The 20,390-nt window shown below is 66.9% G+C and carries 18 protein-coding genes; 12 read left to right on the plus strand and 6 right to left on the minus strand.

Annotated features, from left to right (window positions below):
* Positions 1-68: 68 nt before the first annotated feature.
* Positions 69-689 carry a hypothetical protein gene (locus tag WB461_RS02995; protein ID WP_423851238.1) on the minus strand — a complete coding sequence of 207 codons (621 nt, stop codon included), beginning with the start codon at positions 687-689 and terminating at the stop codon, positions 69-71.
* 161 nt (positions 690-850) lie between these two features.
* Between WB461_RS02995 and WB461_RS03000 the strand changes: the two genes are divergently transcribed.
* From WB461_RS03000 to WB461_RS03015, 4 genes are all read left to right on the plus strand, one after another.
* Complete coding sequence (locus WB461_RS03000) at positions 851-1,981, plus strand: sensor histidine kinase (RefSeq protein WP_423851239.1); 1,131 nt, start codon at positions 851-853, stop codon at positions 1,979-1,981.
* On the plus strand, positions 1,978-2,631 hold the full coding sequence (locus WB461_RS03005; RefSeq protein ID WP_423851240.1) for a response regulator: 654 nt from the start codon (positions 1,978-1,980) through the stop codon (positions 2,629-2,631). The genes WB461_RS03000 and WB461_RS03005 overlap by 4 nt, the downstream gene beginning before the upstream one ends.
* Before the next feature lie 87 nt (positions 2,632-2,718).
* Entirely contained in the window at positions 2,719-3,840 is a 1,122-nt protein-coding gene (locus tag WB461_RS03010; protein ID WP_423851241.1) for a flavin-containing monooxygenase, read from the plus strand.
* Positions 3,841-3,915: 75 nt separating this feature from the next.
* On the plus strand, positions 3,916-4,185 hold the full coding sequence (locus WB461_RS03015) for a metal-sensitive transcriptional regulator (protein WP_423851242.1): 270 nt from the start codon (positions 3,916-3,918) through the stop codon (positions 4,183-4,185).
* A 318-nt stretch (positions 4,186-4,503) separates the two neighbouring features.
* On the opposite strand, the gene WB461_RS03020 is transcribed toward WB461_RS03015, so the two are convergent.
* Positions 4,504-6,999 carry a hypothetical protein gene (locus tag WB461_RS03020; RefSeq protein WP_423851243.1) on the minus strand — a complete coding sequence of 832 codons (2,496 nt, stop codon included), beginning with the start codon at positions 6,997-6,999 and terminating at the stop codon, positions 4,504-4,506.
* Positions 7,000-7,068: 69 nt separating this feature from the next.
* Here WB461_RS03020 and WB461_RS03025 point away from each other — a divergent pair, with 69 nt between their 5' ends.
* Both WB461_RS03025 and WB461_RS03030 read left to right on the plus strand, forming a co-directional pair.
* Positions 7,069-7,707, plus strand: a complete 639-nt coding sequence (locus WB461_RS03025) for a GNAT family N-acetyltransferase (protein ID WP_423851244.1) — start codon at positions 7,069-7,071, stop codon at positions 7,705-7,707.
* 131 nt (positions 7,708-7,838) lie between these two features.
* The gene (locus WB461_RS03030) at positions 7,839-8,243 is read left to right on the plus strand and encodes an SRPBCC family protein (RefSeq protein ID WP_423851245.1); all 405 of its coding nucleotides are present in this window, start codon (positions 7,839-7,841) and stop codon (positions 8,241-8,243) included.
* A 21-nt stretch (positions 8,244-8,264) separates the two neighbouring features.
* On the opposite strand, the gene WB461_RS03035 is transcribed toward WB461_RS03030, so the two are convergent.
* Positions 8,265-8,897, minus strand: coding sequence for a TetR family transcriptional regulator (locus tag WB461_RS03035; protein ID WP_423851246.1), 633 nt, complete (start codon positions 8,895-8,897; stop codon positions 8,265-8,267).
* 387 nt (positions 8,898-9,284) lie between these two features.
* Here WB461_RS03035 and WB461_RS03040 point away from each other — a divergent pair, with 387 nt between their 5' ends.
* The 5 genes from WB461_RS03040 to WB461_RS03060 are packed head-to-tail and all read left to right on the plus strand — an operon-like array spanning position 9,285 to position 13,047.
* Positions 9,285-9,500 carry a hypothetical protein gene (locus WB461_RS03040; protein ID WP_423851247.1) on the plus strand — a complete coding sequence of 72 codons (216 nt, stop codon included), beginning with the start codon at positions 9,285-9,287 and terminating at the stop codon, positions 9,498-9,500.
* 15 nt (positions 9,501-9,515) lie between these two features.
* A complete protein-coding gene (locus tag WB461_RS03045) occupies positions 9,516-10,793 on the plus strand; it encodes an NAD(P)/FAD-dependent oxidoreductase (RefSeq protein ID WP_423851248.1) in 1,278 nt (425 codons plus the stop codon).
* Entirely contained in the window at positions 10,790-11,533 is a 744-nt protein-coding gene (locus tag WB461_RS03050; protein WP_423851249.1) for a DUF1365 domain-containing protein, read from the plus strand. Before WB461_RS03045 ends, WB461_RS03050 begins: the two co-directional genes overlap by 4 nt.
* The gene (locus WB461_RS03055) at positions 11,530-12,759 is read left to right on the plus strand and encodes a class I SAM-dependent methyltransferase (protein WP_423851250.1); all 1,230 of its coding nucleotides are present in this window, start codon (positions 11,530-11,532) and stop codon (positions 12,757-12,759) included. Before WB461_RS03050 ends, WB461_RS03055 begins: the two co-directional genes overlap by 4 nt.
* A gap of 3 nt (positions 12,760-12,762) precedes the next feature.
* Positions 12,763-13,047 carry a WhiB family transcriptional regulator gene (locus tag WB461_RS03060; RefSeq protein WP_423851251.1) on the plus strand — a complete coding sequence of 95 codons (285 nt, stop codon included), beginning with the start codon at positions 12,763-12,765 and terminating at the stop codon, positions 13,045-13,047.
* Positions 13,048-13,163: 116 nt separating this feature from the next.
* Here WB461_RS03060 and WB461_RS03065 read toward each other — a convergent pair whose 3' ends face one another.
* A complete protein-coding gene (locus tag WB461_RS03065; RefSeq protein ID WP_423851252.1) occupies positions 13,164-16,085 on the minus strand; it encodes a bifunctional [glutamine synthetase] adenylyltransferase/[glutamine synthetase]-adenylyl-L-tyrosine phosphorylase in 2,922 nt (973 codons plus the stop codon).
* A gap of 160 nt (positions 16,086-16,245) precedes the next feature.
* Positions 16,246-17,583, minus strand: a complete 1,338-nt coding sequence (locus tag WB461_RS03070) for a glutamine synthetase family protein (RefSeq protein ID WP_423851253.1) — start codon at positions 17,581-17,583, stop codon at positions 16,246-16,248.
* A 121-nt stretch (positions 17,584-17,704) separates the two neighbouring features.
* Here WB461_RS03070 and WB461_RS03075 point away from each other — a divergent pair, with 121 nt between their 5' ends.
* Positions 17,705-19,447, plus strand: coding sequence for an NAD+ synthase (locus tag WB461_RS03075; protein ID WP_423851255.1), 1,743 nt, complete (start codon positions 17,705-17,707; stop codon positions 19,445-19,447).
* A 126-nt stretch (positions 19,448-19,573) separates the two neighbouring features.
* Here WB461_RS03075 and WB461_RS03080 read toward each other — a convergent pair whose 3' ends face one another.
* Complete coding sequence (locus WB461_RS03080; RefSeq protein ID WP_423851254.1) at positions 19,574-20,137, minus strand: dihydrofolate reductase family protein; 564 nt, start codon at positions 20,135-20,137, stop codon at positions 19,574-19,576.
* Positions 20,138-20,390 lie beyond the last annotated feature (253 nt).

The raw sequence follows: 20,390 nt of genomic DNA on the forward strand, positions 1-20,390 counted from the left end.
GAAGAGGTCCAGCCGGGGAGCCACCAGGGCCGTGATCACACTGTTGATCTCGGCCCTGCTGTTGCGCATCAGGTCGAGCTGCTGACCAGACGGGCAGCAGCCCGACCGAGCAACAGTAAACCGATACCGGCAACGATGAACGAAGCCGGCGGCAAGACATCGGCCAGTGTGGGCACGGGCCCACGCAGAGACTGTTCGAATGACTCGGTGAGCAGTGCAACTACGGTTCCACCGAGGAACAGCCACACTGCGCGGGCCGGAAATACGTGGGCTCTGGCCATGCCGACGGAGAACGCAATGATGCCGGCCACCATGGCAAACGCAGACAGGGCGCCGACGACCATGAAAGCTCCCTCGGCTACGGCCTCCGCTTCTCCCCCGAGTGCAGCATCCAACGGGTCTCCGCTGACGATCAGTACCAACAGGCAAGCCAGACCGCCTACCAATCCACGCAACCCCCACTCCCCCACTCGCCCGTCAGCGCCATGCTGCAGCCGACGCAGGCCCGGTAGTGCGAGCAAAAGCAGCAGGGCGGCAAGTCCCATGAGGGCGAAGGCGTCGCCCGAGACATATTCCACCAGAAGCGGGACGCTGATGAACAGAACTCCTGCTGCCAGCGTGAGTCCTACGGTGATTGCTCCGCGCAATGCCTTCTGCGGCGCGACGGTTCTGGCTGTCGTGGTTGTCATGACGTCCTCCTGATATGAGTGGTCGGTGCATGGCGACGTTAGGGTCCGGCGGCGCGCCGCGAACACCCCCATCTGGCCGGAAAGCACCCCTCCATGGTCGGAAACAGAACCCACCTGCGGAAGGTGCCCCATCGTCGCGACGCGCCGGTAGCGTGTCGACGGTGAAGACAATCCACCGGCCCGCCCAGGTTGATTCGCGGGCATGGGACGCCGCCATGGCGGCCTGTCTGCTGGTGGTTGCGGCCATCGAGATCATCGGCGGGGATCTCGACCATCCGATCGAACGACTGGCCTTCGCAGCAATGATGGTCGGCGGCCTGGTGGTGCGCCGCAGCCGGCCAACCGTCACCGCAGCACTGGTGGCAGCGGGCATGGTGCTTCAATCGGTGCTCGTCGAATCACCCGACGAGGTGGGCGTGCTGTTGGCTGCGGTGGTCGCGGCGTACTCGGTCGTCGCCCACGGTTCGTTGCGCGAAGCCATTGCCGGGCTCTTCGCGATCATGGTCGGCGTGACGACCGCGATCGCCACCGATCCGAGCGACAGTCTCTCGAACATCCCCCCCACGCTGCTGCTCTTCGTTGTACTGCCGGCCGGGCTTGGGCTGGTCGCTGCCCGCCGCAACCGCGACCTGGACCGTCTGCGTGTCGAAGCGCAAGCATTCGAAGCCCGTGCCGAGCGCGCGGTCACAGCCGAGCGGCATCGAATCGCGCGCGAGCTGCACGACGCCGTCTCACACGCGGTGACACTGATCGCGGTCCAGGCAGAAGCTGGCAGCGCGGTCCTGGACAAGGATCCCGAGCTCGCCCGTCGGAGCCTCGACGCAATCGGCTCGGTGAGTCGCGATGCGCTCGACGAGCTGCGCCGCATGCTCGATCTGCTCGGCGAGGGCGTCAACCCCGACTCGGTCGAAACCGGGCTGGACCAGCTCCCCGCCCTGGTCTCGGGTGCTCGCGCTGCGGGCCTCGACCTCGTCGTCAAGCAGGACGGCGAAGGAGGTGCTGTCGCCCCGGATATCGACCACTGCGCGTATCGAATCATCCAGGAGGCACTCACCAACGCCCTTCGCCACGCCTCGGAAACCAGAGCCGAACTGCACGTCGAGCGCCAGCCCGGTGGGATCAGCATCCGCGTGCGTAGCAGCGGGCAGCGGCACATCTCGGCTTACGGGGGAACGGGGAGTGGTTTGCGTGGGCTCCGCGAACGTGTCGCGACTCTGGGCGGCACCTTTGCGGCTGGTGCCGTACCGGGCGGATTCCAGCTGGACGCCTTCCTGCCACGGGACCCAGCGTGATCAGGGTCGTGGTCGCCGACGACGAGGAACTGGTGCGCGATGGCCTCGTGGCGATCGTGAGCAGCGCAGAGGACCTCGAAGTCGTCGGCACCGCGGCGACCGGCGCTGAAGCCGTGCGCGTCGCGATCGATTGCGACCCGGACGTCGTGCTGATGGACATCCGCATGCCTGAGATGGACGGGATCGAAGCGACCCGTCAGCTCATCGCAGCGGGATCCCGCGCCAAGGTGCTGGTGCTCACCACCGTGGAGCTCGACGACGTCGTCTACGCCGCCCTGGATGCGGGGGCAAGCGGCTTCCTTCTCAAGAGCGTCCCTCGGACCCAGCTCTGGTCTGGTCTGCGGTCCGTGGCCGGCGGAGACGCCCTCCTCGCCCCGAGCATCACCCGCCGCCTGATCGAAAAGCATCTCGCCGCAGGCCCGGCGGTGGGCGATGGCACGACCCTCGGTCTCAGTGAAAGACAGGCCGAGGTGGTGCGGCTGGTTGCGCGCGGAATGACCAATCATGAGATCGCCGGAGAGCTGCACCTCGCCGAATCGACGGTGAAGGGGTACGTCAGCGACCAGCTCGCGCGGTACGGTCTACGCGACCGCACCCAGCTGGTGATCCTGGCTTACGAGTCTGGACTGGTTCGACCGAGCGGACCCTGAGCCGGGCTTTGGGGTGCGTGCCGCCCCGGAATCGCAACGATTCTCGTTCGACCACCGGACCGGGCGAGCGGGTCTATTCTCTGTGGAGTGACCGACGCGATCGTGTGTGGAGCAGGAGCCGCGGGGCTGGCAGCAGCGGCCACCCTCGGGCAGGTCGGCGTCGCGGTCGTCGTGCTCGAACGGTCCGACGGAGTGGGGGCGAGCTGGCGCGGTCGGTACGACGGCCTCCGACTCAACACCACCGCCTGGATGTCCACGATGCCGGGATATCGGTGCGGCCGGCGCAGGTACGGCGAGTTCCCGACCCGCGACAGCTGGGTCAGATATCTCGAGGACTACGCTGCGCACCACGACATCGACGTACGCTTCAGCACCGAGGCCCATGGGATCACCCGGGAGAACGAGTCGTGGAAGGTGGACACCAATCGCGGTACGCTCCGTGCCGACATCGTCGTGGTGGCAACCGGATACGATCACGTGCCCGAGCTGCCCGCCTGGCCCGGCCTCGACGGCTTCACCGGCGAGCTGATCCACTCCTCGACCTACCGCAGCCCGGCGCCCTACCAGTCGCGAGACGTCCTTGTCGTGGGTCCGGGGACGACCGGTTCCGAGATCGCGAACCTCCTCGCCAAAGGCGGTGCCGGCCGGGTCCGGATGGCTTGTCGGACACCCCCGAACATCACCAGGCGAAAAATGTTCGGCTCGTCGGTCAACATTCCGGGCATCGCGCTCACTCACCTGCCGCTGCCCGCTGCCGATCAGATCGCCTGGCTGACCCAACGAGCCATGTTCGGCAAGCTCGACGCATACGGTCTTCCCCGCTCCCCCGAGGGCACCGCCACGGCACTGATGCGCCGGCACCGGACACCGGCGTACGACGACGGATTCATCGCGAAGGTGAAGTCCGGTGGTATCGAGGTGGTGCCAGCAGTCGTCGGATTCGAGGGCGCTGACGTCATTCTCGCCGACGACTCACGCATCCAGCCTCACGTGGTCGTTGCTGCAACGGGCTACCGTCGCGGCCTGGATGCGCTGGTCGGGCATCTGGACATCCTCGACGAGCACGGCATACCCGTCGTCAGTCGCGGTCGTCAGCACAGCTCGGCGCCCGGGCTGTTCTTCAACGGCTACGAAGCCAACCTCAGCGGTCAGCTCCGCCTCATGCGCTTCGGCGCGCGCAGTATCGCCAAGGCCGTGGCGCGCGGCTGACCGCCGAGGTTGGTGCGCGTCCACGCAGACCGATACCCCGGCGGGTATTGTGGGGTCCAAGGACGAGGAGACCCCATGACCATTGACACCACTGCCAGCACGACCGAGGTGCTCAACCGCCTGCGCCGCGCCAATGGCCAGCTGGCCGCCGTGATCGGCATGATCGAGGCCGGCCGCGAGTGCAAGGACGTCGTGACTCAGCTCGCGGCCGTGTCGAAGGCCTTGGATCGAGCCGGGTTCAAGATCATCGCGACCAACATGCGCGAATGTGTCCTGGGCGAAGGTGGTCCCGATTCACCGCTCACCGAGGAGCAGCTGGAAAAGCTTTTCCTTTCGCTCGCCTGAGACCTTTCAGCGGCGACGCAGGCGCGACAGCAATCCTCTGGCCGGCTCGCCCGCCCTCGGGGCCTTGTCGTGCCCGGGACACCGGTTGCTCTTGGGGACTCCAGCCATGACAGCGTCGACGTGCTGACCGCAGCCCGCCCACGTAGTCATCCCGCATTGGCGGCACTTCACGGCCTGGCACATGTCAACTCCTTGGATCGAATACCCCTAGGGGTATCATCCTACTGCATCGACCGCGACCATCCGGACTCGAATGATGGCCGCGTGCGGCCGATCCCAACGTTCGCGTAGGCTGGATGATGGCTTTCGTCTCCCTATCTAGAGACGTGAGCCCGACGTCCCCGGCCGCACCAACGGCGCGGGGACACCTACGTTCTGCCGCAGCTCGCACACGGCAATCCGATAGGCCGAATCGAGCCAGTAGCCGCTGTGCCCCCACAACCTGGTCGAAGGTCCGTGTTGATCGTCGGCCGTGATCGGAGCCGGGTCGAGCAGTCGCCAGTCGTCACCACTTCGACGCACACCTGACCCTTGCACGTACACGTCATGGGCAGTCACGACGGAGCCGCGGACGAGATGAGCCGACGTGGCCAGTCCCGCTCCCTCCCCGAGGTGGTTCCACGACAGGACCGGCCCGGCCAGGGGGTCGGTCTCGCGGTACAGGTTGATCCACGCACCGTCGAGGTCACGGTGAAGGGTCGCCACGGCCTCGTAGTTGACGTAGGCCGGGAACGCCCGCGGAAAGATTTGCCTGAGCTGTGATCCGTAGGTCAGCAGGCCCACCCGGGACCGCTCGGCGTCGGTCAGCAGGTGGAGAGCGGAAAAAGCAATCAGGCTGCCCTGGCTGTGGGCGCTGACCACGACGTCCCGTCCGCCGGCATCCCGGGTCGCGAGGTGCTGGGCGATCCTGCGCTGCAGATGCATCACGGCGTGCTGGGAGTAGGGCTTCGGGACGAAGGGGTGCACTGCGTGCGGCCAGAACGAGATGACATCCCAGATGACGTTGACACCTCGTCGAGAGACGTCAGTGCGGAGGCCGCGGCGAGCCAGCAGGACCAACAGTGCCGCGAGTCCGAGCAGCATCCACGCCCCACCGACCATCGTGACGTTCGCGAAGGACGACTCCGTCAGACCTCCGACCCGGGACCGGCCGGCCGAGAGCTGGTCGAACCAGCCCCGGGCGCGCTGTGGACTCCAATCGGCTGGATCCCTCCACGCCGGATGGAGCTCGTAGACGATCGCGAGCGACATCGCGACCCCCGCGCCCACCCAGGTCAGCGCGATGGCGGGGATGAGGTTCTTGACCCGCCCGATCCAGAGCCCGGTCGCGCTCGACTCCGCCCCCCAGGCAGGTACGGCGTAGTCGCCCGGATCGATCGGAGCGGCGCCTCTGAACATTGCCGCCGAGCGGGCCTGAAGGCGTGCCCGGCGGACCGCGAACTGGGCGCCGAGCCCCACCGCGACGCCCAGCAGCACGAAGAACGTCAGCCCCCACGCATACGCCACCCGGTCGAGCATCGGTGTCACGCCGACCTTGCTGGTCGACAGCCGCAGCATCGACGACACCGCCATGGGCACCGAGGCCGACAACCCCACACCGATGAAGATCGCCAGCGTTGCCACGATGCTCGCGCCGTACCCATGGGCATAGGGCCGGAAGTACCACGCGGGATCGTCCGGCGAAGGGCGCGTCGTAGGTGTGGTCGCAACGATCCCGGCGTTGACCACCACCAGTGCGGACACCGCGACGACGCCGACGAGGAGCAGCACGACCGAGATCCCTTCATAGCCAGCGATCGGGCCCCGCATCCGCGACTCCGTGGGCGGGGCGAATCCCGGCATCGCCGACATCGCCAGCGCGATCAGGGCAAGTCCCGCGCCGCACGCGAACCACGAGCCCACCGCGGCAACCGCGTGCCATCGCGCTCGCATGCGTAGCCCGTTCTCGCCGAGGTTCGCGGTCGCGAGCGACTGCGGATCACCCAGCATGGTGACAGCCCCGGCGACGATCAGCAGGAGCACCAAGGAAGTCCAGAGCAGCACTCCTTGACCGTCCGGCTCACGGACCCACCGTGCCATCGCGGCGACCAGGAGCAGGCCCGCGCCCAGGTGCAGTCGGCTCAGGGTCGGCGAGTCCGACGTTCCCTCATAGAAGTGCGGGTCCGCAAGGGGGGTGTGGCGCTTTTCGGCATGGTCTCGAGACTCCTCGGGCGAGGGTCCGCCGGGAGCCACCCGCGTCGACGTCGCGGTCAGGCGACCGAGGAGCCAGAGACCGACGACCGTCATCGCGGTGAGGAGCGTCGCGAGCATCAGGACCGCCGATGGGTCCCAGGAGGCGAAGGTCTTGGCGCCCGGAGCCCAGCGCCACGCCACGAGATCCATCAGGGTGAGGCCTGTGGCCAGCACCAGCAGCAGCGTGAGCAGAAGAGCAAGCAGACGCAGCAGGGCGCTTGCGGTCGACTGCGCGGTCAGCGATCGGGTGGGTCGCCTCGGTGGCGCAGGCAGCATGAACTGGGCGGCGTTGATCAGCCCGAACGGCACCAGCAGCAACCACAGTGCCTGCAGCGACGACCCCGAGGTGTAGCGGCCCCAGTGGTAAGCCTCGAGCACCTGACCGTCCGGGCCCGGAAGCTCGTGCCCACCTGCATCGATCGGGCGAAAGAAGCGGGAGGCTCCCCCACCGTCGACCTGCACGACATGCGGGTGGTCGAGGAGATCTTCCGGCGGAGTTCCGCTCACCCCGTGCACGCGCAGCTCGACCCACTTGGCATGGTCGGTCATCGAGATCACCTCCGTCGCGCGTAGCTTCATCATGGACGAAGCAGAGCCCCGAGGCGAGGGCTTCGACCAGCTCTTGTCGCAGTTGCTGCGAGGATCGGGCCCATGGCAAGTGAGAACCTCGTCGGGCGGTGGATCGAAGCGTGGGCGCATGCTCGCGTCCTGGAGATTGCCAATGTCGACGGATGGCCGCTGGTCCGTGTGGGGTCACCGAGCCGGGAGTCCGAGATCGTCTGCGCCGACCCTGGCCGATCAACCTTCGCGGCCATGCTCCAGTACATCGCGGGCGATCCGCGCGCGATGCTGACGGTCATCGCCCCCGACACCGACACCTATCGATCCCTTCCTCTTCCCCCGGGAGTGCGGGTCGACCGTGATGACGAGGTACTGATGGCGACCCGCCTGGCCACTCGTCCGCTCCAGGCGACCGATCCGGGTTTCACGACACGGTGGGACCTGGAAGACCGGCGGCGCACCTACTCCGTCGAGCACGACGGGCGGGTCGTCGCCTCCGGCGTGCTCGGCGTCCTCGGCACCGACGCGGTCTACGACGCTGTCGAGACGATCCCCCGATACCGGCGCCGGGGGCTCGCCCGTCACGTCATGGTTGCGCTGAGCAACCGCGCGATCGACGAGGGCGCCACTGCGGGCATCCTGGCGGCCAGCGCGGATGGTCGACATCTGTACGAGGCGCTCGGGTGGCAGTCCCGGCTGGACATGTGGTCGCTGATGGGCGCCGTCTGACCGTTCGCCACCACCGAAACAGACTGGGCGTGACGGGCCTGCGTGAGCAATCCCTCACTGTTCAAACGCGACCTGAGGGTTGCTGGCGCGCAACAATATGACCTCACGTCCCCGTTGTGCTGAAGGAAGTCATGCCTCGCATCACCCGCCGAACATTCGTCGCCGCCCCCGCTAGCCACGTGTGGCCACTCGCCGGCGACTTCGCCCAATGGCACCCCAAGCTGCGCATCTACGAAGACGGGCCGGAGGCGTCGCCCGAGCTCGTCGTGACAGTCGTCTCTCGTGACGACGACGCCATGTCGTTGTCGTACCACATGCCCGACCCCCCGTTCCCGATCGCCAATCACCGCGCAACGGTGCTCGTCGAGGACGCCGGACACTCCTGCTCGTACGTCACGTGGCAGGCTGACTTCACTGCCGACGAGGTGCTGCTGCAGCAGCTCGAGGACTCGATCGGCGACGACGTCTTCGCTTTGGCGCTGGACCGTCTCGCCACGAGCGCCCAGGACGCGTACGGCGCCGCGCAGCTGGCCTAGCGACACTCGCCCAGCTGAACGCTAGCTGCGCCAGTCCTTGAAACCGATGACGATCAGGCGCATCTGTCGCCGCGCGCCCTCCTTGATCCGCTCCTCCAGATCCGGGCGCCCGTCCGGCATCTCGACGACCTCCTCGGCGTTCGAGACCATGTTCCGGACGAACAGCCGCGAGACCATCTGGACATCCTCGCTCGACCAGGTCTCGATGTTGGGCAGTCTCGCCAGCACGACGGCCAGCTCGCTCACGAACAGGTCGAGCTCGTGCTGGATGGCCGTGCGCACGACATCGGGGCCGCCCATTCGCTCGCGCGAGACGAAGCCGAAGTGCACCTTGCTCTGCTTGACCGTCTCGACCAGCACGTCAGCGGCTGCGTCGATGATGTTGTCGAAGACCTGGGGATCGCGCTGGGCGTCTCGGACCATCCGGCGCAGCGTCGAGAACGACTGCTCCACCAGCGCCAGTCCGAGCTGGTCCATCGACTCGAAGTGCCGATAGAACGCCGTGGGGACGACGCCCGCGTGACGGGACACCTGTCGCAGGCTCACCTGCGCGAAGCCATGCGTGAGGCTCAGTTCGAGCGCCGAGCTCAAGATCGCCTGCCGGGTGCGCTCCTTCTGCTTCTGGCGCGAGGCAGACGGCGCCGGGTCCGACATGCCTACAGCGTAGCCACCACCCTTTCGGTGCACACCCGTACCCATCCGGGCACGGTCAGTGACCAACCAGTTTGCGCCTGAACCACGGGTGATGCACACCTTGAGTGTGCGCATGTTCACTGACTTTGAAGAGGCATTGAGATGGGCGTCATCCGCCGGGCTCTCCGCTCGCGTCCCGTGGCTTCGCTGACCTCACCCCCGACGATCGACCACTACCTCGGCCCGATCCATCCGATGCTGGCGGTCCGGCAGGTCCGTGCAAGATCGGCAACAGCCCCGAGTCCAAGGCAGTGCGCCGCGCGAAAAGGGAAGAGGCCGCACGTCGCGCCGAGGACGCTCGTGCGCCACACTTGACCTCGTAGTCCACCGCTACCGAGAGGGACACCGATGGCACTGAGCCGGCGCGAGATCGTCAAGGACGTCATGCAGCAGTCGACCGAGGCAGCGATCGCCAGCGCGGGTCATGTCGCGGCCATCGTGTTCGAGTCGGCGCGCAAGATCACGGTCGAGATCGGCGCATTCGGGACCGAGCTCTTCGAGATCACCGAGGCAAGCAAAAGGGCTGGTGAGGACGCCGAGAGAACCAATCCGGCGGCCCACTAGCAACGAATCACCAGCATGACCAACAGCGCTGCCAAGAGAACCGTCGCCGTCATCGGATCGGGCGTCTCCGGCCTCACCGCGGCCTACGTCCTGCGCAAGGAGTGGGACGTCACGGTGTTTGAATCCGCCGACCGGATCGGCGGGCACGCCCACACGCACACCGTCCAGGACGCCGACCGGGCGCATCGCGTCGACAGCGGCTTCATCGTCCACAACGACCGCACCTACCCCCTGCTTCGTCGTCTGTTCGGTGAGCTCGACGTCGAGGTCCACGCGACCGAGATGAGCATGAGCATCAACTGCGACGGCTGCGGTCTCGAGTACGCCGGCGGCCGCGGCGGCAAGGGGATCTTCGCCCAGAAGCGACGGGTCGCTGACCCGCGGTACCTGGCGATGCTGGTGAGCGTGAAGCGTTTCGGGCGGCTGGCCCAGGCCTTGCTCGACTCGGACGAGTCTGCCGACGAGCCGCAGACCTACGGCGACTTCCTGCGGATCAACAACTTCTCGGAGTACTTCATCTCGCACTATGCGATCCCGGTCGTCTCGTGCGTCTGGTCGTCGGGGCACGAGACTGCTCTGTCCTACCCCGCGCGCTACCTCTTCGAGTTCCTCAAGCACCACGGATTCCTGTCGATCAAGGGCTCGCCACAGTGGTACACGGTGGTGGGCGGCTCGGGGACCTACATCGACAAGGTGACGGCTGCGGTCGGCGACGTGCGCGCCTCGCGCGGCATCTCCGCGATCACCCGCAAGCCCGACGGCGTCGAGCTGATCGACTCAATGGGCGACCGGCACCAGTTCGACGCCGTGGTCATCGCGACGCACGCCGACGACGCCCTCGCACTGCTGACCGATCCGAGTGACGAGGAACGTCGCGTTCTCGGCTCCTTTGAGTACTCGAGCAACGAGACGCTGCTGCACCGTGACGACACTCAGCTGCCTACCGCAACCGGGGCACAGTCGGCGTGGAACTACCGGATGGACGACTGCGCCCAGCGCAGCGACCGAACAGCAGTGACGTACTGGATGAATCGCCTCCAGGGCATCGAGAGCAACGAACCTTTCCTCGTGACGCTCAACGCATCCGAGCGAATCGACCCGACCAAGGTCGTGGCCCGGATGGACTACACCCACCCGATCTACACCCCCACGTCCGTCGCGGCCCAGGGCGAGCTCTCTAGCCTGTTCACCGAGCAGACCGTGTTCGCCGGCGCGTACCACGGCTGGGGCTTCCATGAGGACGGCTGCCGCTCCGGCGTCGACGCCGCTGCGGCACTGGGAACGCCGTGGTGACTCCGGTGCTGCCGGCGCTGCCGGCACTCGTCGAGGGCACGGTCGGCCACACGCGTCGGGCTCCGCTGCGGCACCGCTTCACCAACCGGGTCTACCAGTGGCTCGTCGACGTCGACGATCTCCCCCGAATGTCTCGCTGGCTACGACCGTTCTCGACGTTCAGTGCGGCCGATCACATCGGCGATCCGACCGACACCATCCACTCCAACATCGAGCGCTTCTGCCGGGCCCAGGGTGTCGACATCAGCGGGCACCGGATATTGATGCTGGCGAACGCGCGGATCCTCGGGCACACCTTCGATCCGCTCAGCGTCTTCTGGGCGATTGCTCCTGACGGGTCGCTGACCTGCATCGTTGCGGAGGTCCACAACACGTATGGCGAGCGGCACGCCTACCTGCTGCAGACGGACACCGCGGGTCGCAGCCAGGTCGACAAGGCGTTCTACGTCTCGCCGTTCTTCACGGTGGAAGGCAAGTACGACCTCCAGTTCAGCCTGACGCCGGAGAAGGTGTCCTCGACCGTCATCCTGCGACAAGGCGGCGAAGCAGTTTTCACAGCCACCTTTCGGGGAACACCTCGGACAGCCACTCCCGGGCGGCTGGCAAGACTTTTGATCAAAATGCCACTCATGACCCATCGGACCAGCCTGCTGATCCGAATACAGGGTGTATGGCTTTGGATCCGCAGATTGCCGGTCATTCCCCGCCCGGCTCACGAACCGCAGGAAGGCACGCAATGACGCAGCTCGCCACCGCCCGTTGGCCGGGTATCGCCCACACCCCCCGTACCCCGCTGAGGGCGCGAGCTGCCAAGGCGATCCTCCGACCCACCGCCAATCGTGTCCCTGTGCGGCTGACCTTCGCGGACGGCTCTTTCTGGGGCGCCGGCGATGCTGATTCACCCGAGATGCGCGTCGTCCGCCCCAAGGCGTTCTTTGCCCGGCTCGGCGCCGAGACCAAGATCGGCTTCGGCGAGGCCTACATGGCTGGCGACTGGACTGCCGGTGAGGGCACCGACCTCGCCGACCTGTTGACCCCGTTCGCCGAGCGACTGACGTCGATCGTGCCCGAGCCGCTGTTGAAGTTCCGCGGATTCGTCGACAAGAAGCTTCCCCACCACCAGCGCAACTCGGTGCAGGGCTCGCGCAAGAACATCGAGGCGCACTACGACCTGTCGAACGATTTGTTCGCCCAGTTCCTGGATCCGTCCCTGAGCTACTCGGCTGCCTACTTCGCCTCCCCTGATCAGGATCTGGCGACAGCCCAGCTCCGCAAGATCGACGCGATCCTCGACGACGCCAACGTCAGTGAGGGCACTCGTGTCCTGGAGATCGGCAGCGGTTGGGGCGCCCTCGCCATCCGCGCCGCCCAGCGTGGTGCGAAGGTCACGACCATCACGATCTCGACCGAGCAGGCCGCCCTTGCCGAGGAGCGGTTCGCCGAGGCCGGAGTCGATGTCGACCTCCAGCTCGTGGACTACCGCGAGGTCACCGGTCAGTACGACGCGATCGTCAGTGTCGAGATGATCGAGGCCGTCGGCGAGGAGTACTGGCCGACGTACTTCGCCACGATCGACAAGCTGCTGGCGCCCGGCGGTCGTGTGGCGATCCAGGCGATCACGATGGCGCACCACCGCTATCTGGCAACTCGCAACTCCTACGGCTGGATCCAGAAGTACATCTTCCCGGGCGGACTGATCCCCTCGCTCGACGCGATCGACGAGACACTGGCCGAGCACACGTCCCTCACCGTGAGCAACCGCCGCACCCTGGGCCAGGACTACGCCCGCACCCTGCACGAATGGCGCGAGAACTTCAATGCCAACTGGTCCACGATCCACGAGCAGGGTTTCGACGAGACCTTCCGTCGCATGTGGGAGTTCTATCTGGCGTACTGCGAGGCCGGCTTCCGTACGGGCTACCTCGACGTCTTCCAGATCACGATGTCCAGGCCGGCGGAGGGCTGATTCATGGCAAGCATCGCTCGACTGCCGATGCCACTGCAGGACGTCTGGGAGTGGCAGTACGACGCCTCGTGCAAGGGTGTGGACCCGGAGACATTCTTCTCCCCCGACGCTGAACGGGGACCTCGCCGCCGCAACCGCGAGGCCGCTGCCAAGGCACTGTGTGCGGTCTGTCCCGTCGTGCAACAGTGTCTGGACCACGCGCTCGCCGTCCGCGAACCGTACGGCGTGTGGGGCGGGCTCAACATCAATGAGCGCGAGAACGTCCTGCAGCACCAGAAGACCGGTTGACCCCACCCTGACCTAGCGTGAGGGGGTCGGCGGTTGGCTGCTGCGAGGAGAGCCGACCGCCGACCCTCTCACACTGGGCAGTCGCCGCGATCGCGCGCAGTACGTCTGACCTCTGGTCACTCGTAGAAGATGCGCTCGACGACCTTGCGGGCCTGGCGGGTCGTGCGCAGGTACTCGTCGACCATCCGCTCGCTCTCCTCCATTCCGTAGCCGAGCAGATGCGCCACACCGGCTCGCTCGCTGGCCTGCTCGACCATCGACTCGGCCGGCTTGCCGCGCATCAGGACGACAGCGTTGCGGATGCGGCTGACGAGCCGCCAGGCCGACTCCAAAGCCTGCGCGTCGACCTGGCTCAGGAGGTCCGCTTCGGCCGCAGCGTGCAGCGCGTCGAGGGTGCGCGTCGTGCGCATCGCCGGAATTTCATGGGCATGCTGCATCTGCAAGAGCTGCACGGTCCACTCCACGTCCGCCAGGCCACCGCGTCCGAGCTTGAGATGAGTGTTGGGATTGGCGCCTCGTGGCAGCCGCTCGGAATCGACCCGCGCCTTGATCCGCCGGATCTCACGAACCTCAGCTGGTGTCGCGCCGCCCTCGGGCCAACGCAACGGGTCGATCAGCGCGGTGAATCGCTCGTTGAGCTGGGCGTCGCCCACCGTCGCGCTGGCGCGGAGCAGCGCCTGCGCCTCCCACACCGACGACCACTTCTCGTAGTAGGCCCGATAGGCCGTGAAGGTCCGCACCAGTGGGCCGTTCTTGCCTTCCGGACGCAGGTCTGCGTCGACATCCAGCGGCGGGTCGTCCGCCGGGGCAGCGAGCATCCTTCGCAATCCTTGGGCGACCGCCATGGCTGCCTCCGCCGCCTCAGTTCCGTCGGCCCCCTCGATCGGATCGTGCACGAACATGACGTCGGCGTCCGAGCCGTATCCGGCCTCGCCCCCGCCGAGCCGGCCCATCAACACGATCGACATTCGGGTCGGCATCGCTCCACGGTCGGCCTCGACCGCCGAGGTTGCCGCCGTCAGAGCTCCGGCGAGCGTCGCGGTCGACACGTCAGTCAGCGCCTCGCCCACCTCGAGGATGTCCAGTCGACCCAGCACGTCGGCGATGCCGATGCGCGACAGCTCACGCCGGCGAACCCGGCGAACGGCGCGGATCGCGTCCTGCGGATCCTTGTGCCGACTGGCTGCGAGGTCGACCTCGGTACGAAGCCGGTCCCGCTCGAGCGGGCGCAGTCCGGAGTCGTCGCCGAGCAGGGCGACCGAGTCGGGCGCTCGCAGGATCAACTCCGTCACGTAACGGCTGGACGAAAGCACATGGGCGAGCTGTTCGGCGCCCTCACCCTCGTCCCTCAGCTTGCGGAGGTACCAGTGGGTCTCGCCCAGTCCTTCGGAGATCTTCCGGAACGCCAGCAGTCCGGCGTCGGGATCGGGTGACTCCGCGAACCACGCCAGCATCGCCGGCAGCAGTGACTTCTGGATCGCGGCTCGGCGGGACAAGCCCGAGGTCAGTGCCTGGATGTGGGCCATGGCGCCCTTGGGGTCGATGAACCCCAGCGCCGTGAGCCGCTGTTCGGCCGCCAGCGGGGTGAGCCGCAGACCGGCAGACGGCAGGGAGGCCACGGCCTCCAGCAGCGGTTGATAGAACAGCTTCTCGTGGAGGCGCCGCACGATCCGCCGATGCGCCTGCCACTCCTTGGTCAGGCTGTCCGCGGGATTCTGCCGGAATCCCATGCTGCGACCGATGCGCCGCAGATCCTCGACCTCGTCCGGGACGATGTGACTGCGACGCAGGCGGAACAGCTGAATCCTGTGCTCGAGCGTTCGCAGGAACTCGTACGCCTCCTCCATCGCGGCGCCGTCACGGCGGCCGACATAGCCGCCCTCGATCAGCGCCTTGAGCGCCTCGACCGTCGTGGGACTGCGCAGCGACAGGTCGGCGCGACCGTGCACGAGCTGCAGCAGCTGTACCGCGAACTCGACGTCCCGCAGGCCCCCAGCACCGAGCTTGAGCTGACGGTCCCGGTGGCTGGCGGGGATGTTGTCGATGACCCGGCGGCGCATCGCGCGGACATCGGAGACGAAGTTGTCGCGCGTGCTCGCGGTCCAGATCATCGGCGACAGCGCTTCGAGGTAGGCCTGGCCCAGCTCCTCGTCGCCGGCGGCATAGCGCGCCTTGAGCAGGGCCTGGAACTCCCAGGTCGTGGCCCACCGCTCGTAATACGCGATGTGGCTCGGCAACGAACGGACCAGCGGCCCGTTCTTGCCCTCCGGTCGCAAGTTGGCGTCGACCTCCCAGATGGTGCCCTCACCGGTGTGCTCGTGGCACAGCCGCATGACCGAGGCTGCGAGGCGGGTGGCCGCGGCGATCGCTGCGCCGTCATCGGCTCCCTCGCACGCGTCGTACACGAAGATCACGTCGACATCGCTGAGGTAGTTGAGCTCGCGCCCTCCCGTCTTGCCCATCGCCATGATCGTGAACCGGCACAGGGCAGCATCGTCCTCGCCGGCCTGAGCGATCCGCAGCGCGGCTCCGAGGGTCGCGACGGCGAGGTCGGACAGCTCGGCCGACGACTCCTCGAACGACGTCAGCGCAGTCAGGTCGCGGGCCGCGATGTGCAGGAGCTTTCGGTAGTAGCTGATCCGGAGCTCATCGGCGTTCGTCGCCTCCGCCATCTGGCCGCGCCGCGCGTCGAGCCGGATCGGGGTCACCGCAAGGCTGTCGGTCGACAGGTCGACGACGTGCTCGGGGTGGCGGGTCAGAAAGTCACCCAGCGCCTCGCTGGTGCCCAGCACCACGAGCAGGCGTTGACGCAGCTGGTCGTCGTGCGCCAACAGGTCCAGCAGGGTCGAGCCGCCCAGACGCTCGGCGATCGAGGTCAACGACGCGAGCGCGGTGTCGGGACTGGCTACACCGGCGATCTGGTCGATCAGCGCGTCCGGAACGTCACCCAGCCGCATCAGGTCCTGGACGGCTCCCTCGCCATTGCGGAAACCCTTGCGAGCCAGGGCCAAGGCCAGCTCACGTGCATCGATGGTCACCTGTGCAGGCTACTCGGAACAATGTTCGACGAGATCTCGCGATCGGTGTCGATCCCGAGGCCGGCTGTTCGAGGACTGGAAACGAGGGTCGAAAGTCGGTTCCAGGACAGGATATGGATCGTCGATCTCCATCACGCCGTGGCGGTGGCGAAGGCCCGGATCAGACCATCGGCATGAGTCGGTCGAGCTCGAACTGCGTGACCTGCGATCGGTAGTCCTGCCACTCCGCGCGCTTGTTGCGCAAGAAGAAGTCGAAGACGTGCTCGCCGAGCGTCTCGGCGACGAGCTCGCTGCTCTCCATCGTGCGGATCGCCTCGTCGAGGTTGCGCGGAAGGGGCGCAATGCCCATCGCCTTCCGCTCGTTCTCGCTCAGTCCCCAGACGTTGTCCTCGGCCTCGGCGGGCAGGTCGTACGAGCCCTCGATGCCCTTGAGACCGGCCGCCAGCACCAGCGCGAAGGTCAGGTACGGGTTGCAGCCTGAGTCGATTCCGCGGTGCTCGACCCTCGCCGAGCCCCCCTTGTGCGGCTTGTACATCGGCACCCGAACCAGCGCGGAGCGGTTGTTGTGGCCCCAGCAGACATAGCTGGGAGCCTCTCCCCCACCGGCGAGCCGCTTGTAGGAGTTGACCCACTGGTTGGTGACGGCGGTGATCTCCGGGGTGTGCTCCAGGACGCCGGCGATGAAGGCCCGTCCGGTGCTCGAGAGCTGGTACTCCTCGCCGGCCTCGTAGAACGCATTCTCGTCGCCCTCGAACAACGAGACGTGGGTGTGCATGCCTGAGCCGGCGTGCTCGGTGAACGGCTTGGGCATGAATGATGCCCACTTCGACTGGCTCAGCGCGACCTCGCGAACCACGGTTCGAAACGTCATGATGTTGTCGGCGGTCGACAGCGCGTCGGCGTAGCGGAGGTCGATCTCCTGCTGGCCGGGACCGTTCTCGTGGTGGCTGAACTCGACCGAGATGCCCATGTTCTCCAGCATCGTGATGACCTCGCGACGGAAGTCCTGGCCCCCGCCCTGCGCGGTGTGGTCGAAATAGCCACTGTCGTCGACCGGGACGGGCTGCTCGCCGAGTCCCGGCTTGCCCTTGAACAGGTAGAACTCGATCTCCGGGTGCGTGTAGAAGGTGAAGCCGGCCTCGGACGCCTTCTCCAGTGTTCGTTTGAGGACGTGTCGCGGATCGGCGTACGACGGGGTGCCGTCAGGCATCAGGATGTCGCAGAACATGCGGGCGGTGGCCGGAGTCTCGCCGCGCCACGGGAGGATCTGGAAGGTCGAGGGATCCGGCATGGCAAGCATGTCGGACTCGTGGACTCTCGCGAAGCCCTCGATCGCGGAGCCGTCGAAGCCGATGCCCTCGGCGAAGGCGCCCTCGAGCTCGGCCGGCGCGATCGCGACCGACTTCAGGGATCCCAGCACGTCGGTGAACCACAACCGTACGAACCGGACGTCACGCTCCTCCAGAGCCCGCAGCACGAAGTCTTCCTGTTTTCCCATGCTGCCCAGTGTGCCGACCACGTGTTACGACCGTGTTTCGGGGTCCCGCGACGGCCATCGCAGCGCTCGTGGCCGGGCTGTCGATCACGGCGGTGGCCGATACTCTCGTACTGTGCCCCAGATGCGTCTCGCCCTCGCCCAGGTCAACGCCACGGTCGGTGATCTGGCCGGCAACGCTGACATCGTCGTCGATTACTGCCGTCAGGCTGTCGCGCAGGGAGTTCATCTCGTGGTGTTCCCCGAGATGATGCTGACCGGCTACCCGATCGAGGATCTTGCGATGCGTGCCTCGCTGATCGGGGCGTCCCGCACCGCCGCGGATGACCTCGCCGTCCGGCTGCAGGACGAAGGTTGCGGCGAGCTCGTGGTCATGGTCGGTTTCCTCGATCAGGCCAAGGATGTCGAGGAGGGTCTCGGCATTCCGAAGAATGCGCCGACAAACTCCGTCGGAGTCATGCACCGTGGCCAGATCGTCGCCCGGCAGGCCAAGCACCATCTCTGGAACTACGGCGTCGGCGACGAGATCCGCAACTTCGTTCCCGGCGACACCATCAACATCCTGCAGATCGGCGGCATCGACGTCGCGCTCGCGATCTGCGAGGACCTGTGGCGTGACGGGCCCACCGCCGCGGCGAAGGCTGCGGACGCCGCACTGCTCGTCGTGCCGAACGGCTCGCCCTACGAGGCTGACAAGGATGACGCGCGCCTCGCGCTGTGCTCGCGGCGCGCCGCCGAGGGCGGTTGCGTCCTCGCCTACGTCAATCTGGTCGGTGGGCAGGACGAGCTGGTCTTCGACGGCGACTCGATCGTGGTCGACCCGAATGGAACGGTGCTGGGGCGGTCCCGGCAGTTCGATCCCGAGCTGCTGGTCGTCGATCTGGACCTGCCCGCCGCGACCCCGACGATGCCCGACGCGACCGAGCGATTCGGCGGGCTGGCCATCAAGCGCACGGTCGTGACCGCCGAGCCGTTCGCTGCGTACGAGCCGCTGCCCTCCGTCATGCACGAACGGGCACCCCGCCACGAGGAGATCTGGACTGCGCTGGTCACGGGGCTGCGGGACTACGTGCACAAGAATGGCTTCGCCTCGGTGCTGTTCGGCATGTCCGGTGGAATCGACTCGACCCTGGTCGCATCGATTGCCGTCGACGCGCTCGGCCCCCAGAACGTGTTTGGCGTCTCCAACCCCAGCGCCTGGTCGTCCGAGCACTCGAAGTCCGACGCCGCAGAGCAGGCCAGGCGCACGGGGTTGTCGCTCGACACGATCCCCATTGCGCCGATCTTCGACGCGTACCAAGAGGCCCTGCACCTTGACGGCCTCGCCGAGGAGAACCTGCAGGCTCGCATCCGAGCGGTGATCTGGATGGGGCTGTCCAATCAGCACGGTCACCTGGTGCTGGCCTGCGGCAACAAGTCTGAGCTGGCGACCGGCTACTCGACGATCTACGGCGACGCTGTCGGCGCCTATGCGCCGATCAAGGATGTGCCCAAGACGCTCGTGTGGGAGCTCGCCCGCTGGCGCAACCAGGCCGCAACCGACCGCGGCGAGATCCCGCCCATTCCCGAGGACACGATCAGCAAGCCACCGTCGGCCGAGCTCCGCCCCGGACAGCTCGACTCGGACTCGCTTCCGCCGTACGACGTGCTCGACGCCGTGCTGGACGCCTACGTCGAGCGAGATCTCGGCTCGGCCGAGGTCGTCGCCGAAGGCTTCGACCCGGCGCTGGTCGCACGGATCATCACCCTCGTCGACCGCGCCGAGTACAAGCGCCGTCAGTACCCGCCGGGACCGAAGGTCTCACGTCGCAACTTCGGTCGCGACCGTCGGGTACCGATGACCCACCGCTGGCGCGAGAAGCTGTAGGTCACCCGCCGCGAGCTCATCCTTCGATCAGGGGAGGCTGAGTTCGTCCACCGCCGCGACCCGCGCGGTCAACCTCAGCCAACCGCAGAGCCAGCTTCCGGACTCGGCGAGCTCCCACCGTCGCGGTCAGCGGATGACGTCGAAGACCTGCTTCTGGATGCCGTTGGAGTAGGCGTCGTGCTCCACGAGCGTGAGCTTTGTCGCGTCTTTGTCTGCTTCGCTGAAGAGCTTCTTGCCTGCGCCGAGCAGCAGCGGGAAGACCAGCAGGTGGTACCGATCGACGAGCCCGGCGTCGGCGAGGCTCTTGCCCAGCGTTGCGCTGCCGTGCACGGCGATCGGCCCGCCGTCAGTCTCCTTGAGAGCGGCGACGTCATCGACCGAGCGAAGGATCGTGGCAGGCCAGCGGTCGTCGTCCTGCTCGAGCGTGGAGGACACGACGTATCGAGGCATCGCGTTGTAGCTTGCGAACTCGTCCATGGTCGGCCACACGGGCGCGAAGGCCTGGTACGACGTGCGACCCAGCAGCAGGGCCGACGCCTCCTCCTGCTCGCGTCCTTTCATCTCGTAGGCCTCCGGAACGAATTCGACGTCTTTGAAGGTCCAGCCCGCGTTGCGGTACCCGTCCTCACCGCCAGGCGCCTCCATGACGCCGTCCAGGGAGATGAACGTGGTGACAATCAGGGTGCGCACGGTGATGACTCCTCGAATTGGGCGATGGTGCCTGCCATGGGCACCTCGAAGGAACGTGGTCGGATTGACACGACCACGCACACGATGCAGTACGACGCGTGCCACATCAAGTTCCGGCCAAGCCGTCCCACTCCTTCGCAGCCGAACGACGCACCTGTCGCCTCGCGCCGAGGGACCTCAGGCTCCGGGCAGGTCACCCGCTGTCAGCGGGGACGAGTGTCGACGCCAGACGCGCCAGCGGCCCTCCCGGAGC

It is taken from the genome of Aeromicrobium sp. (genome assembly GCF_049587115.1).
Taxonomy (GTDB): domain Bacteria; phylum Actinomycetota; class Actinomycetes; order Propionibacteriales; family Nocardioidaceae; genus Aeromicrobium.

Coding starts and splice junctions, on each gene's coding strand:
- WB461_RS03035 (WP_423851246.1), bottom strand. CDS start 8,897: ATGTCGGACCCGGCGCCGTCTGCCTCGCGCCAGAAGCAGAAGGAGCGC.
- WB461_RS03060 (WP_423851251.1), top strand. CDS start 12,763: ATGGCAAGCATCGCTCGACTGCCGATGCCACTGCAGGACGTCTGGGAG.
- WB461_RS03030 (WP_423851245.1), top strand. CDS start 7,839: ATGCCTCGCATCACCCGCCGAACATTCGTCGCCGCCCCCGCTAGCCAC.
- WB461_RS03055 (WP_423851250.1), top strand. CDS start 11,530: ATGACGCAGCTCGCCACCGCCCGTTGGCCGGGTATCGCCCACACCCCC.
- WB461_RS03045 (WP_423851248.1), top strand. CDS start 9,516: ATGACCAACAGCGCTGCCAAGAGAACCGTCGCCGTCATCGGATCGGGC.
- WB461_RS03015 (WP_423851242.1), top strand. CDS start 3,916: ATGACCATTGACACCACTGCCAGCACGACCGAGGTGCTCAACCGCCTG.
- WB461_RS03020 (WP_423851243.1), bottom strand. CDS start 6,999: ATGATGAAGCTACGCGCGACGGAGGTGATCTCGATGACCGACCATGCC.
- WB461_RS03025 (WP_423851244.1), top strand. CDS start 7,069: ATGGCAAGTGAGAACCTCGTCGGGCGGTGGATCGAAGCGTGGGCGCAT.
- WB461_RS03040 (WP_423851247.1), top strand. CDS start 9,285: ATGGCACTGAGCCGGCGCGAGATCGTCAAGGACGTCATGCAGCAGTCG.
- WB461_RS03075 (WP_423851255.1), top strand. CDS start 17,705: ATGCGTCTCGCCCTCGCCCAGGTCAACGCCACGGTCGGTGATCTGGCC.
- WB461_RS02995 (WP_423851238.1), bottom strand. CDS start 689: ATGACAACCACGACAGCCAGAACCGTCGCGCCGCAGAAGGCATTGCGC.
- WB461_RS03070 (WP_423851253.1), bottom strand. CDS start 17,583: ATGGGAAAACAGGAAGACTTCGTGCTGCGGGCTCTGGAGGAGCGTGAC.